The 12,053-nt window shown below is 64.1% G+C and carries 11 protein-coding genes; 7 read left to right on the forward strand and 4 right to left on the reverse strand.

The annotated features are described in order from the left end of the window. Nucleotides 1-122: 122 nt before the first annotated feature. The 5 genes from ACZ1JV_RS10380 to ACZ1JV_RS10400 all read left to right on the forward strand — a co-directional run bounded on the left by ACZ1JV_RS10380 (nucleotide 123) and on the right by ACZ1JV_RS10400 (nucleotide 6,224). The gene (locus ACZ1JV_RS10380) at nucleotides 123-1,700 is read left to right on the forward strand and encodes an acyl-CoA synthetase (protein WP_465151494.1); all 1,578 of its coding nucleotides are present in this window, start codon (nucleotides 123-125) and stop codon (nucleotides 1,698-1,700) included. Between the two features lie 32 nt (nucleotides 1,701-1,732). Then, complete coding sequence (locus ACZ1JV_RS10385) at nucleotides 1,733-2,869, forward strand: FAS1-like dehydratase domain-containing protein (RefSeq protein ID WP_465151495.1); 1,137 nt, start codon at nucleotides 1,733-1,735, stop codon at nucleotides 2,867-2,869. A 102-nt stretch (nucleotides 2,870-2,971) separates the two neighbouring features. After that, nucleotides 2,972-3,997 carry an alpha/beta hydrolase gene (locus ACZ1JV_RS10390; RefSeq protein WP_465151496.1) on the forward strand — a complete coding sequence of 342 codons (1,026 nt, stop codon included), beginning with the start codon at nucleotides 2,972-2,974 and terminating at the stop codon, nucleotides 3,995-3,997. Continuing rightward, the gene (locus ACZ1JV_RS10395) at nucleotides 3,994-5,202 is read left to right on the forward strand and encodes a CaiB/BaiF CoA transferase family protein (protein WP_465151497.1); all 1,209 of its coding nucleotides are present in this window, start codon (nucleotides 3,994-3,996) and stop codon (nucleotides 5,200-5,202) included. The genes ACZ1JV_RS10390 and ACZ1JV_RS10395 overlap by 4 nt, the downstream gene beginning before the upstream one ends. A gap of 101 nt (nucleotides 5,203-5,303) precedes the next feature. Continuing rightward, the gene (locus ACZ1JV_RS10400) at nucleotides 5,304-6,224 is read left to right on the forward strand and encodes an SDR family NAD(P)-dependent oxidoreductase (RefSeq protein ID WP_465151498.1); all 921 of its coding nucleotides are present in this window, start codon (nucleotides 5,304-5,306) and stop codon (nucleotides 6,222-6,224) included. A 775-nt stretch (nucleotides 6,225-6,999) separates the two neighbouring features. Here ACZ1JV_RS10400 and ACZ1JV_RS10405 read toward each other — a convergent pair. Continuing rightward, entirely contained in the window at nucleotides 7,000-7,560 is a 561-nt protein-coding gene (locus ACZ1JV_RS10405; RefSeq protein ID WP_465151499.1) for a TetR/AcrR family transcriptional regulator, read from the reverse strand. A gap of 85 nt (nucleotides 7,561-7,645) precedes the next feature. Here ACZ1JV_RS10405 and ACZ1JV_RS10410 point away from each other — a divergent pair, with 85 nt between their 5' ends. After that, nucleotides 7,646-8,362 carry an alpha/beta hydrolase gene (locus ACZ1JV_RS10410; protein ID WP_465151500.1) on the forward strand — a complete coding sequence of 239 codons (717 nt, stop codon included), beginning with the start codon at nucleotides 7,646-7,648 and terminating at the stop codon, nucleotides 8,360-8,362. Between the two features lie 198 nt (nucleotides 8,363-8,560). Beyond that, the gene (locus ACZ1JV_RS10415) at nucleotides 8,561-8,998 is read left to right on the forward strand and encodes a hypothetical protein (protein ID WP_465151501.1); all 438 of its coding nucleotides are present in this window, start codon (nucleotides 8,561-8,563) and stop codon (nucleotides 8,996-8,998) included. Nucleotides 8,999-9,315: 317 nt separating this feature from the next. On the opposite strand, the gene ACZ1JV_RS10420 is transcribed toward ACZ1JV_RS10415, so the two are convergent. The 3 genes from ACZ1JV_RS10420 to fliD form a co-directional block, all read right to left on the reverse strand. Beyond that, nucleotides 9,316-9,918: a response regulator transcription factor gene (locus tag ACZ1JV_RS10420; protein ID WP_465151502.1), complete on the reverse strand. Its 603-nt coding sequence runs from the start codon at nucleotides 9,916-9,918 to the stop codon at nucleotides 9,316-9,318. Between the two features lie 263 nt (nucleotides 9,919-10,181). Further along, the gene (locus ACZ1JV_RS10425; protein ID WP_465151503.1) at nucleotides 10,182-10,553 is read right to left on the reverse strand and encodes a flagellar protein FliS; all 372 of its coding nucleotides are present in this window, start codon (nucleotides 10,551-10,553) and stop codon (nucleotides 10,182-10,184) included. 1 nt (nucleotide 10,554) lies between these two features. Further along, nucleotides 10,555-12,009 carry a flagellar filament capping protein FliD gene (fliD, locus tag ACZ1JV_RS10430; RefSeq protein WP_465151504.1) on the reverse strand — a complete coding sequence of 485 codons (1,455 nt, stop codon included), beginning with the start codon at nucleotides 12,007-12,009 and terminating at the stop codon, nucleotides 10,555-10,557. Nucleotides 12,010-12,053 lie beyond the last annotated feature (44 nt).

A 12,053-nucleotide genomic window follows, 5' to 3' on the forward strand; every position in this document is an offset into this window, starting at 1 on the left:
AGAATAACATTCAATATTTACAAAACAAGCCCGCTTCATCACATTTGTTGAACACAAGGACAAACGGCCGGCGCGTGAGTCGCGAAAAGCGATTCAGGGCGGTGCGTGGAGCGGGATGAGCGATGGCGAAGTTGACCGACCTTTCGAGCTATGCCGATGCGCAGGCGCATGCCTCGTCGGCCGCGCTGTGGGAGCTGTTCGATGGCGACCGCGACGTGCTCAACATCGCGCATGAGTGCATCACCCGTCATGCCGACGGTTCGGGCCGGGCGGCGGTGCGGATTGCGCACGCCGATGGCCGCGATGAAATCCTCAGCTTCGACCTGATCGCCGCCGGGGCTGCACGGTTCGCCCATTGGCTCGATGCCGAGGGTGTGCAGCCGGGCGAGCGCATCGCCTTCATGCTGGAACCTTCGCTGCCGTTCTACGTCTGCCTGTTCGGGGCGATGCAGACCGGGGCGATCTCCGTGCCGCTGTTCACGCTGTTCGGGCCGGACGCGCTGAAGCTGCGGATCGACGACTGCAAGCCCGCCATCCTCATCACCAATGCGGAGAAGGCGGAGCTCGCACGAGGCGCCGTGACGGCGGAAAACGGGCTGCGCGTGATCGTCGCGGACGAGGGCCTGCTGGACGAGATCGCGAAGTTCCCCGCGACTTATACGCCGAAGACCAAGGCGGGCGACCTGGCCGTGTTCCAGTACACCAGCGGCACCACGCGCGAGCTGCCCGAAGCGGTGAAGCATACGCACAAAGCATTGGTCACGCTGATGTTCGCGGCGCTCTATGGCACCGGAATAAGACCGGGCGACGAGTTCTTCTGCCCGTCCTCGCCCGCATGGGGGCATGGCCTGTGGCATGGCACGCTGGCGCCGCTGGGTCTGGGCGTCACCACCGGCACCTTCGCTGGGCGCTTCGATCCGGTGCGGCTGATGAAGGCGCTGGACGATTACGGCATCACCAATATGTCGGCAGCGGCGACGCACTACCGGATGATGAAGAACAGCGGCGCGGCGGGGGACTACAATTTCCACTTCCGCAAGCTGTCCTACACCGGGGAGCCGATCGATCCGGCGACGCTGGAATTCATCGACGGCGCTTTCAAGGTGCCCGTCTGTTCGATGTACGGCACCACCGAGATCGGCGTGGTGCTGGTGAACTACCCCGGCGCCGCGGACTTCACGGTGAAGCCGGGTTCGCTGGGCAAGGCGGTGCCGGGGCAGAAGCTGGAAGTGCAGCGCCCCGATGGCACGCCCACCGCACCCGGCGAGATCGGCGAGCTGATGCTCTGGCGTGGCGGCGGGTGGATGACCACCAAGGACCGCGCGAAGATCGATGACGAAGGCTATTTCTACCACTGCGGCCGCGCCGATGACGTGATCATCTCGGCCGGCTGGACGATGTCCGCCGTCGAGATCGAGAACACCATGCTGCGGCATGAGAACGTGCTGGAATGCGGCGTGATCGGCGTGCCGGACGAACAGCGCGGGCAAGTGGTGAAGGCCTTCGTCGTCGCCAACCGCGCGGGCGACGATGCCTTCGTCAAGGAGCTGCAGGACTTCACCCGCGAACGTCTGGCCCAGCACGAATTCCCGCGCATCGTGGAGTTCGTGGAAGAGCTTCCCAAGAACCCGGCCGGCAAGGTCCACCGCAAGATGCTGCGCGATCGCGAGGCGGCGAAAGCTGCCGAAGCGGTTGGCTGAAACTTATTCAACGAATCCAGGAGAGTACCGAAATGGCAACCACAGCAGAATCCAAGTTCCCCAAGATCACCGAGGCCGGCCTCGACGATCTGCGCGCCCGCATCGGCGTGAAGATCGAGAACACCGTCGAGCCGTGGAACTACGAAGCCACCCGCGACGCGATCCGCCACTACGCCCACGGCATCGGCGACGACAATCCGCTGTGGTGCGATCCGGAATACGCGAAGAACACCAAGTACGGCTCGATCGTCGCGCTGCCTTCGTTCCTGTTCACCACCAGCCGCATCGTCTCCGGCTATTGCGGCGGCCTTTCGGGCGTGCACGCCATGTGGGCGGGCGCCGACTGGACCTGGCAGAAGCCGGTGCTGCGTAACGACACCATCACCACCGTCGCCTACCTCAAGGATCTGGTCGAGCATCAGACCAAGTTCGCGGGCCGCTCGTTCCAGCAGATCTACCACGTCGATTTCTACAACCAGCGCGGTGAGCAGGTTGCCGGCGCGGACTCGTGGGTGTTCCGCACCGACCGTGACGAGGCGCGCGAACGCGGCACCAAGTACACCGAAGCGCGCGGCCGCGTGGAGCCCTTCACGCAGGAACAGCTCGACGAATTCTATGAAATCTATGACCGCGAAGAGACGCGCGGCGCCACCCCGCGCTATTTCGAGGACGTGAACGTCGGTGACAAGCTGCCGCCGATGATGAAGGGCCCGATGACCGTCACCGGCTTCATCTGCTACGCACAGGGCTGGGGCGGCCTTTACATCCGCGCCAACAAGCTGGCCTACAAGATGCAGAAGGCGCACCCGGGCCTGGGCATTCGCAACCGCTTCAACGTGCCGGACTGCCCCGAGCGCGTCCACTGGGACGAAGCTTTCGCTCTCGAAGTCGGCGCGCCGGGCGCTTACGATTACGGCCCGGAGCGCTGCTCGTGGCTGACCCACCACATGACCGACTGGATCGGCGATGACGGCTTCCTGCACAAGTCGAACTGCCAGATCCGCCGCCACAACCCGGACGGCGATGCCATCGTCATCACCGGCGAAGTCTCGGGCAAGTACGAAGAGAACGGCAAGAAGTACGTGATCGTCGACCAGAAGGCGACCACCCATCGCGGCGAACTCTCGGCCTTCGGCACCGCCATCGCGGAACTGCCCAGCAAGGCCTGATGGTCGGCAATCCCGCATAACGGGGGAGCGATTTCGGCCCGGACCTTTGCGCAAGGTCCGGGCCGTGTCGTATGAATGCGGCGAAGAACAACGGGAGAGAGCATGGGACAGCACGAAGCAGCCAAGCCGCAATTCGAAGCCAATGGCGATGTGCGGGTTCCGGCCTTCGTCCTGCCCGCCTCCAGCCTGCTGAGCGAAGAGGCCGCCGCGTTTCAGCGTTCCCGCGCGACGATGCCGGCTTTCGATGCCGCCGGTGAGCACGAGGCGGACATTGCGGCCCGGCGCGAGCAGATCAATGCCTATGCCGCTGAGGGCGTGGCCCGCCTGCGTGAGAATTTCGCGGTGGAGATCGCCCCGAAAACCATCGGCGGCGTGGAGGTGCTGGACGTCACCCCCGCTGACGGCAGCCACGATCCCGAACGCGTGCTGATCAACCTGCACGGCGGGGCCTTCACCGTGGGGTGGGACGGCATCGCGCTGATGGAGGCGATCCCGATCGCCGCGCTCGGCAAGTTCCGCGTCGTCAGCGTCAATTACCGCATGGCGCCCGAATACCGGCACCCGGCGGGCGTGGAGGACGTCGCGGCGGTCTATGCCGCGCTGCTGCAGGACTACGCGCCGGGCCGGATCGGCATCTACGGCGGATCGGCAGGCGGCGCGCTGACGGCGCAGGCGGCGGCATGGCTTCCGGCGCACGGACTGCCGCAAGCGGGCGCAGTCGGCATTTTCGGCGCGGGCGGGGTGTCGTTCGGGGCTGGCGAGTCCGCCTATGTCGCGGGCTATATCGACGGCTCGTTCCCGCCGCCGCCCGCCGACGGCAGCACGCCCATCGACATCACGCGCGGCTATTTCGACCATTGCGATCCGCGCGATCCCAGCGCCTGGCCGGGCTACCATCTGGACGTGCTGGCCACCTTCCCGCCCACGCTGATCATCACCGGCACCCGCGCGATGGACCTCAGCCCGGCGATCTTCACGAACTCGCAGCTGCTCAAGGCCGGTATCCGCTCCACGCTGATCGTGGGCGAGGGCATGGGCCACTGCTACCACTACGGCCTCCACATGCCCGAAGGGCGCGATGCCGTGGCGCTGATCCTCTCCTTCTTCCGTGAGAACTTGTCCCGATGACGTCAGACACACCTTGGGCCGGTCCGCTTGCCGGGGTGCGGGTGATCGACTTTACCCGCGTGCTGGCGGGGCCCGCCGCCAGTCTGGCGCTGGCCGACATGGGCGCGGAGGTGTTCAAGATCGAACCACCCGGCACCGGGGACGAAACCCGCACGTTTCCGCCCACGCGCGATGGGGAGAGCCACTATTACCTCGCGGTCAATCGCGGCAAGAAGTCCATCGTCGTCGACCTCAAGAGCGAGGAAGGGCTGGCGCTCGTCCGCGATCTGGCGGCCAAGTGCGACGTGCTGGTGGAGAACTACCGCCCCGGTGTGATGGACCGGCTAGGCCTTGGTTACGAGGCGATGAAGGCGATCAATCCGCGCCTGATCTACTGCTCGATCTCCGGCTATGGCCAGACCGGCCCGCTGAAGGACCGGCCCAGCTTCGACATCGTGGTGCAGGCCATGTCCGGCGCGCTCTCCATGAACGGAGAGCCGGATGGGCTGCCGACCAAGCTGGGCATTCCGCTGGGCGATCTGGTCGGCGGCATCAATGGGCCGATCGGCATCCTCTCCGCCCTTTACGAGCGGGAGCGGACCGGCGTGGGCCGGCATATCGACGTCAGCCTGATGGACGGGCTGATCGGCATGCTGGGCTACATCGCGCAGCTCGCCTTCTTCAACGGCACCGACCCCAGCCGGGTAGGGTCGCAGCATCCCAACCTCGTGCCCTATGGCATCTTTCCGGCGCGGGAGGGCTCGATCGTCGTCGCCTGCCTGACGCCGGGCTTCTGGAGCCGCATCTGCCGCTCGATAGAACGCCCGGAACTGACCGAAGACCCGCGTTACGACACGCTGGAAAAGCGCCGCGATGCACGGGCCGAGGTCAACGCCATCGTCAGCGCCTTTACGCAGCGCCACAGCGTGGACGAACTGGTGGCGATCTTCACCGCGCACGAAGTGCCGCACGCGCCGATCCTGGGCGTGTCCGAAGCGCTGGCGCAGCCGCAGGCGGTGGAGCGCGAGATGGTGGTGGAAACGCAGCACAAGACGCTGGGGCCGATCCCGATCGTCAATCGCCCGATCCGCTTTACCGACGCCCCGCAGCCGGTGCCCAGCGCGCCGCCGGTGCTGGGCGAGCACACCGACGCCATTCTGGAAGACGTGCTCGATCTTTCGCCGGAGCGAATTGCGGCGCTCAGGGCGTCGGGCGTCGTTGCGTGAGACCCGAACCTTCGTCATTGCGAACGGAGTGAAGCAATCCAGGGCGGCTTGGGCGACTCTGGATTGCCGCTCGCAATGACGATGACTGGTGGGAGATGACTATGCCAGACCTGCGCTTCGATAACCGTGTCGCCGTCATCACCGGCGGCGGGCGTGGGCTTGGGCGGGCGCATGCGCTGCTGCTGGCGAGCCGGGGCTGCAAGATCGTCATCAACGATCCCGGCGTCTCGATGGCGGGCGATGCCACCGACGAAGGCCCGGCAGAGGCACTTGCCGCCGAAATCCGCGCCTTGGGCGGAGAGGCTGTTGCCAACACCGACAGCGTCGCCACGCCCGAGGGCGGCAAGGCGATCATCCAGTCGGCGCTCGACGCCTTCGGCCGGATCGATATCCTGATCCACTCGGCCGGGAACGTGCGGCGGGGCAAGCTGACCGATCTTGCCTACGAGGATTTCACCAGCGTCCTCGATGTCCATCTGAAGGGCGCCTATCACGTGGTGCGGGAGGCGTTTCCGCACATGATGGCGCAAGGCTTCGGGCGGATCGTGCTGACCAGTTCGATCAACGGGCTCTACGGCAAGTCGGACAATGTGACGTATGCGATGTGCAAGGCGGGGTTCATGGGCCTGTCCAACACCGCCGCGATCGAGGGGCAGCACGCCAACGTGAAGTCCAACCTGATCGTGCCCGCCGCCGTCACCCGCATGTCCGACGGGATCGACACCACCCAGTTCCCGCCGATGGAGCCGGAGCAGGTGGCGCCGATGGTCGGCTATCTCTGCCACGAAAGCTGCGAGGCTTCGGGCGAGATGTTCGTCGCCATGGGCGGCCGTCTGGCGCGGGCCAAAGTGGTGGAGAACGAGGGCGCGTTCCGGCAGGACTGGTCGCTGGAGCAAGTGGCCGAACAGATCGACGCCATCCGGGGCGGCGGCGAGGTGCTGGCCTTCCCGCCGGTGCCCGACGGACAGCTGGAACATCTGCTCTATGGCTTCGCGATGATCCGGCGCGAAACCGTGGCCTGACGCGCTTCACTGTCTTTGGCTGGGGGTAAACAAAGAAAAAAGAGTTCGCGCGGAGGCGCGGAGGCGCAAAGAGGTCGTTCTTGCGGCAAAGCCGCCCTTCTTTTTGACGTTGCGCTATCCGCTACGCGAGAAGACAGAAATGACCTGGAGCCTTACACAACACCTTTGCGCCTTCGCGCCTTCGCGCGAACCTCCTTATTTCTTCTGTCGCCCCATTGCGGTCGTTGAGCATAAGTGACATCAAGGGAGGATGACGAACGGGCTGATGAATTGGCGGAAATGGAAGCCGCAAATTTGGATGGTCGTCATGTTTTTCCTAATGGCCGGATTTTCGGTTCGATCTGTAATTAGTGGGATCGTTTTTCTCGCGGTCGGGACGGCATTTTGCCTGATCCAAAAGCGAGTACAGCGACCACTCCGCAGTTTTTGTCACTTAGCGCTTGGTTCGGCTATTTTACTTGCCTTCCTTGTACAAACGTCATGGCATGGCGAGTTCGTACTCGCCGTCCTAACGTGGTTGGGGGTAACAGCATTGGCCCTGTTCGTGACTATTTCCTATGAACGGTCAGCCGAGCGAACCTAGCCCGTCATGGGGTCCGCTTCCCTCCCAAAGCCGTCCTTCCAACTCCGCTCATGCTGAGCTTGTCGAAGCCCCCTAGGCTGGGCGCTGCGGCTCCCCATGCTTCGACAAGCTCAGCATGAGCGGTGTGGGTGGGGTGATGGCAACGCATTACCATCTCAGACCATCAGGTTCCCATGACGGCTCGCCAGGCGGCTAGCCGCGCAAGTCCTGCAGGCACCGCGTAAACCAGTCCGCCACTTGCGCGCGTTCGCTTTCGCCGAAGCCGGTCAGCGGCAGGTGGCGCAGGAAGAACACGAAGCCGATCGACAGGATCGAGATTTCCAGCGCCTTCACCGCGCCGCTTTCTCCGCCGATCGCCCCGGCCAGCGGCTCGATGCAGCGGCGGGCGAAGACACGGGCGGCAATCTCCGCCGCTTCCGGCGCGCCGGATGCCATGGCGATCATCAGCATCGGCTGCGCCGATTCCGCGCTTCCCAGCAGTTCGGCGGTCATGTGGCGGGCGAAGTCCTCCGGCGCGACGGCCAGCAGCGGATCGACCGCCATGGCCTGATCCAGCGCCGCTTCGAACAGCCCCGCTTTCGATCCGTAGTAGCGCAGCAGCAATGGCGAACTGATCCCGGCGCGCGCGGCGATCTCGCGGATGCCGGTATGCGAATAGCCGCTGGTCGAAAACAGGTGCTTGGCCGCATCGAGAATGCGCGCGCGCGTGGCTTCGGCATTTCGGGGACTGTTTCGGAGAGGAGGCGTTTCCATCGCCTGCAGGCTATCGCCGGGATTGACAGAAGGGCAAGAGCAACGGAAGTTACCAGTCGATAACATAACTGCGGAGAAGGCTCTGATGGCGACTTTCGTTCTGGTTCATGGCGGCGGTCACGGCGGCTGGTGCTACAAGCCGGTGGCGCAGCGGCTGCGCGCCATGGGGCACGAGGTTCATGCGCCTTCGCTCAGCGGGCTGGGGGACCGGAAGCACCTGCTGAGTCCGGCGATCGATCTCGACACCCATATCGACGACATTGCGCAGTTGCTGGAATACGAGGATCTGACCGACGCGATCCTGGTCGGCCACAGCTATGGCGGCATGGTCATCACCGGCGCGGCGGACCGGCAACCGGGGCGGGTGGGGCACCGCGTCTATCTGGATGCCGCCTATCCGGTCGACGGGGAATCTCTGCACGAACATGCTTTCGAGATGATCGATCAGGCGCGCCAGACGATGCAGCAAGTGGACGGAGTGGACGTGGTGCTGGAACCCATGCCGGGCTTCGCCGCTTTCTTCGGCGTGACCGACCCGGAACTGGGTGCCTGGACCGATGCGCGACTGACGCGCCAGCCTTGGAAATGCTTCGCGCAGAAGATCGCTTTCACGAACGAATCGGCCATGCGGGCGATTCCCGAAAGCCATCTGATCTGCACTTCGACCATCCCCGGACGCGATATGGCGCTGTTGACCGATCGATCACAAGGCCGCGTGTGGGATATCGATACCGGACACGATCTGATGCTTACCGAGCCCGACTGGGTGGCCGAACGGGTGGATGTCATCGCCAGAAGCTGAAATTTGCTCGATTATGGAGCGACTTGCTGCCGCGGACCTGTTTTCGGTTCGATGAACACTTGCTTCACCAATGGTGAATAGGCTGTAGCAACCTGACACGGGGTGAGAACCCACGTGATTTGTGCGGATTGACAGTTAAGGCCACTTGGGGACTTTGGCGCTATCCGCTCGAACGGGTTGCTAACGATGGCGAGTGTCTTGACCGATCACGTATCCGAAACCGACGTATGGACCGCACGCCTGCGGGACTTTCTGCACGACTGCGCTGGCAGCGCGGCGGTAGAGGAGCATGATCGGATCCGGGAAGCCGTGCTGCTGCTGCACGATCCCGCAGGCGATGCCACGGCAATGTTCGAACCATCCACTATCGAAGCGATGCTCGCGTGCGGTGCTGCGGAAAGCGCCGTGCTGGCGATCCTGGGGCCGGACGTGAACTGCATGGTCTCTCGCGGCAGTGCCGGGACCTGTCTGGCCACGCTGGTGCTTCCCGATGGATCGGAAGAGGTGATCAGCGAAGGCGCGACTCTGGCGTTGGCATTGCTGGCGGCTTACGTCTCGATGCTGCTGGCGGGTCTGGAGCGTGAGGATGCGGTATCCTCTCCGCTGACGCTGCCTGCCGGTGCCCGGTTGCACTGATCGATCCCTGACAAACGGGACGGCGCATCCGAAGGGGTCGCACGAGGTTTCGGATGCGCCGTCAGTCTGTTCATCGGGGGAACCGCGACGGCTCCGGCCGGGAGGGTATCTGGCCGTGCCGTCTTTTCCGGCCGCTGCTGCGGCGGAATGCGGAACCGGATGCCGGCAGGATCAATCGTGTGGCGAGCCGGCACTGACTGGGTAGCATCGCACCCGCTAAACCTTCGTGCCTGCCGCGCTAGGGGCTGATCCGGGCCTGTTCGAAAGGATTGGCTCGAACGGTGCCCGGCCCCCGGGACGACCTGCTCAGCAGAGGCTCAATTGACCAGCGCCGCCTCGATCGCGATGCGGATCGCGTCGGACGTGTGGTTGGCGCCCAGCTTGTTGAGCATGTTGGCGCGGTGGATTTCCACCGTACGCGGGCTGATCGAGAGGCGTTCGCCAATCAGCCGGTTCGACAGGCCACTGGCCACGCCGCCCAGCACTTCGCGTTCGCGGCGGGTCAGCCGTTCCACGCGGGCCCGGGCCATGACTTCGCGCAGCTTCGCATTGCCCACGCTTTCGGCCCGATCAATCGCGCGCGACAGCGTATCGTTGAGTTCGGGGGCGGAGATCGGCCAGGCAATGTAGTCGATCGCGCCGTCCAGGATGGCTTCGACGATGCGGTTGGCCGAGGGGGCTTCGCTGAAGGCGATGATCGGGAACCATTCGCCGTGACGGGCCATCGATTCGATCAGATCGTCAATCGCGCCGGCTTCGTCATGGATCAGGATCACGCCCGATCTTGGCCAGGTACTGGATAGTTCGGATATGTTCTCGAACGGTTCGACATGGATGTTGCCGTTGGACAGGGCGTGGCTGATGGCAGCACGACGTCGCATATCGTTATCGATGAGGATGAGGTTTGAAATCCGCTCCATGGTATCCTCCTTATTCGGCATCTGCCTTAAGGAAGTTATCTCAGTGCCGTGAAAAGCGGGCGCGAGACCTGATCCAAAACCGACGCAGCGCCATCCATTTCGGTAAATACGCAGGAAATTCGGGCAAAAACGCAAACCGAATCGGACCTAGCTATTACAGTAACTTGAAATTAGTCTTGTTTGAAAAATGCCTGCAAAGCATGTTTTTAGGGGCAGCTGACCGCCCCGAAAATACCTTGCAAGTCGTTTTCCAAACTTGCCCCTCAGCCGGCCTGCAGCGCACGGCCGATTTCGTCGAAATCCTGGCGCAGGGTACCGATCCGGCGGGCGTCGAAAGTGATCGCACAATCCAGCAGGGTGCGCCGCGCCGCCGTGTAGAGCTGATTGAGCGCGCCGGCCATGCTGTTTTCGCCCGAAACGCCCAGTTGCAGCGCCGTGATCGCGGTCAGCGCACGGGTGAGCGAGCGGCTGCGCAACCCGTTGTCGCCGATCTTGTCCGCATGGATCGCGGTGCCCAGCGCCGCCACCAGATGCTCGTAGCACAAGTGGACCAGATCGGCGGGCTTGGCGCCATTGACGCGGGCGTCGAAGTCGACGCGGCGATAGGCTTCGTTGGGGTTCTGTTGGCGCAGCATCTCAATCGCTCGACTTGTTCCACTGGGCGATCTGGCTCTGCAGCATGCTCAGTGTGGATTTGGCGACGCTGACGCGCGTCTCGGAAACGGAATACTGCGCGGCCAGCCGGGCGCGCAGCTTTTCCTGCTGGTCGGCAAGGTCGCTCTGGTCGGTGGCCACTTGCGCAAGCTGCTTGGTGTAACGGGCGATCGAACCGCCCAGCGATCCATAGTCCGTGCTGGAACTGGCGGTACGATAGATCTTGTCCACCGTGCCGAACACGCCGTTGATGCCATTGGTGAACATCGCGGCGACGCCATCGGGGTCTGCGGCAATCGTGGCGTTCAGCCGGGCAGTATCGAGCGTGTAGGTGCCGTCGCGCTGGGTCTTGAGGCCCAGATCGGCCAGCGTCTTCGCCGCGCCCGTCGCGCCCGGCATGATCGTGGTGCTGCCGAGCGCGGACAGCGAGCGCTTGAGCGCACGCGCGCCGCTATCGTTGGCAAGATCGCCGCCGACGGCGGTTGCCGTGTTCAGCGTGCCCACCACTTCGTTCAGCGCATCGATCAGGTCCTGCATGGACGATGCGATGGAGGTGGTGGGATCCGCAAAGCTGACCGTGGTTGCCGCGCCGACATTGGTTCCGGTCAGCGTCATTTTCACGCCGGGGATCACGTCGGTCAGCGTGTTGGTAGCGGAGGTCATCGCCAGGCCGTCCAGTTTGAACGAAGCATCGCTGGCGCTGGAAAGCACGGTGCCGGTGGTGGACGAGGGACTCCAGCCCAGGGTGGAGAGGCTGGTGGTACCGGACGCCGGACTGGCATCCAGAACGAAGCCGTTCTTCGCGCCTTCGGCGCCCTTCAACACCAGTTGCGCACCGTCCACGGTCTGCGCGACATAGGCGGTGACGCCCGAGTTGCTGCCGTTGATCTTGGTGGCGACGTCGGCCAGCGTATCGTCGCTGTCGATGGTGATGTTCACCGCCGCGTGGCTGGTATCCTGCGTGAAGCTGCTGCCCGATACGGTACCAAAGCGCAGCGTCAGCGTGCCCGCGCCGACGACATCGGTCTTGGCGCCATAGGCCTTGCTGGCGATCTGCTGGGCCGAGGCGAGTTTGCTTACTTCCAGCGAATAGGTGCCGGTCGGCGTGGTCGATCCGGTCAGGGTGCCGCTGGCGACCGCGCTGTTGGCCACTTTCGGCGTGCGCGCCAGATCGCCGCTGCGCACCAGCGTGCCCAAGGACGTGTCGATCGCCAACAACATCGATTTGATGTTCGATGCGGTGGATATCCGCGTGTTGAGATCGTCCGCCTTCGCCGTCAGCCGGTCGTTGCGGCTGGCGAACTGCGCGATGGCAAGGTTGTTGGCCAGCGCGGCCATGTCCACGCCGCTGCCGCCGCCCAGCGCCGTTACCAGCGAGGAAGTGGTGAGCGAGGATGTCGCGCTCGTCGTCGAAGTGGTGGAGGTGGTGGTAGCCATGCAGCGCAGGACGGCAGGCGCGGCGATTTATTAAGCCCGCATTA

The organism is Novosphingobium sp. BL-S-19 (assembly GCF_055521675.1).

Excerpts from the sequence above, each read along its gene's own strand:
- ACZ1JV_RS10400 (WP_465151498.1), top strand. The coding sequence starts at position 5,304 with ATGCCAGACCTGCGCTTCGATAACCGTGTCGCCGTCATCACCGGCGGC.
- ACZ1JV_RS10380 (WP_465151494.1), top strand. The coding sequence starts at position 123 with ATGGCGAAGTTGACCGACCTTTCGAGCTATGCCGATGCGCAGGCGCAT.
- ACZ1JV_RS10425 (WP_465151503.1), bottom strand. The coding sequence starts at position 10,553 with ATGCTGCGCCAACAGAACCCCAACGAAGCCTATCGCCGCGTCGACTTC.
- ACZ1JV_RS10395 (WP_465151497.1), top strand. The coding sequence starts at position 3,994 with ATGACGTCAGACACACCTTGGGCCGGTCCGCTTGCCGGGGTGCGGGTG.
- ACZ1JV_RS10410 (WP_465151500.1), top strand. The coding sequence starts at position 7,646 with ATGGCGACTTTCGTTCTGGTTCATGGCGGCGGTCACGGCGGCTGGTGC.
- ACZ1JV_RS10405 (WP_465151499.1), bottom strand. The coding sequence starts at position 7,560 with ATGGAAACGCCTCCTCTCCGAAACAGTCCCCGAAATGCCGAAGCCACG.
- fliD (WP_465151504.1), bottom strand. The coding sequence starts at position 12,009 with ATGGCTACCACCACCTCCACCACTTCGACGACGAGCGCGACATCCTCG.
- ACZ1JV_RS10385 (WP_465151495.1), top strand. The coding sequence starts at position 1,733 with ATGGCAACCACAGCAGAATCCAAGTTCCCCAAGATCACCGAGGCCGGC.
- ACZ1JV_RS10390 (WP_465151496.1), top strand. The coding sequence starts at position 2,972 with ATGGGACAGCACGAAGCAGCCAAGCCGCAATTCGAAGCCAATGGCGAT.
- ACZ1JV_RS10420 (WP_465151502.1), bottom strand. The coding sequence starts at position 9,918 with ATGGAGCGGATTTCAAACCTCATCCTCATCGATAACGATATGCGACGT.